1 protein-coding gene is annotated in these 1,251 nt (G+C 51.1%); it reads right to left on the bottom strand.

Annotated elements, in window-relative coordinates:
• Positions 1 to 72 precede the first annotated feature (72 nt).
• Positions 73 to 1,251, bottom strand: a 1,179-nt coding sequence (locus tag ACFFFR_RS03865; RefSeq protein ID WP_377458218.1) for an integrase catalytic domain-containing protein, incomplete at its 5' end; no start/stop codon positions are given.

Below are 1,251 nucleotides of genomic sequence, written 5' to 3'. Positions count from 1 at the left end.
CGTAGTGCCTCATGTCAATTTGATCGCGTAACTCGGGTTGTGCCTCATATAGATTGATCGCGTAGCTCTCGTTCAAGCGGTGTGGATCTTCACGCCACCGGTTTGTCGTTTTTTCCGGTTCTGTTTTGTGTTTTCAACTTCGGCTGTGAGGGTTTCGGTTTTTGATTTGGCTTTGCGGATGAGCATGTCTTGATATGTGACGATGTCACAAGTCAGCTCCATCGGGTTGAGGTTTGAGTACTGTGCCCGTAACGCGTGTTGTTGAACTGTTGAAAGCGTCCCAGATTCCAACAGACGCTGATACGGGGTTTTCGGAGCGTCATATTGGCGATGTTTACGCCCTTTGGCGTCTTCTTTCCATCCGACCGGTTTTCTGGTGGGGGTGAAAAAGTTCATCTTCGCCATCACCGCTTGCCATAACAAGGCAAGGATGTCTCGCTCACCAGGCGTGTCATATCGGTAGTAGAAGCCGTATTTACGGACGATGTGATTGTTTTTCGATTCAACAACGGCTTGATCGTTTTTCTTGTAGGGTCTGGACCTGGTGAAAAAGATCGTCCGTTCATTGGCCCACTGGATAACTTGATCGTTGATGAACTCACTACCGTTGTCACAATCCAACCCGGAAATATTAAACGGTAATGAAGCTTCAAGCCGTTCAAGTGCTGCTAGCATGTGCACACGCGCGTTATTGCGCATCACTTCCAGGTGTGTCCACCCCGTGTGTACACAGGTGGCGGTGAGGGTTCGCGCGAACTCGCCTTTGAGTGTCGGCCCGCAATGTGCGACTGTGTCACACTCTAAAAACCCTGGTTTGTGTTCAACTTCGTCACCGGCTTTCCTGATGGTGATTGATGTGCGAAGCATCGCGCCAGAACGTGTGGCTGATAGGCCTTTCAATTGCATACCCTGACGGTGTTGTTTCAGGTATCGGTCGATAGTTGCTGCGGACATTTGCAGCAGTTGTTCACGTACCTCAGGTGTGTAGTCATGCTGGCCGTAAACCAGCTCGTGATGAGCTTCAAGCTGGGGGATCCATTCTGGGAGCATTGCATGCATATATTTCCCACACGGGTACATCATGGCATGCCACAGCCGCACCAACACCCGTTTGGAGGCAGTTGAATACTTCGTTGGGCGGTGACTGCGCCGGTCGATTTTGCTAACGTTTTTGACCCCTAAATGCGGGTTGGTGAGATAACGCCTCGCGGTCACACGTGACACCCCGGTGGTTGCACAGAACTGGTCGAG

The sequence above is a fragment of the Micrococcoides hystricis genome (assembly GCF_042434215.1).
GTDB lineage: Bacteria > Actinomycetota > Actinomycetes > Actinomycetales > Micrococcaceae > Micrococcoides > Micrococcoides hystricis.
Note: the sequence above shows the minus strand (reverse complement) of the source record. Positions and strands in the feature narration are given on the sequence as shown.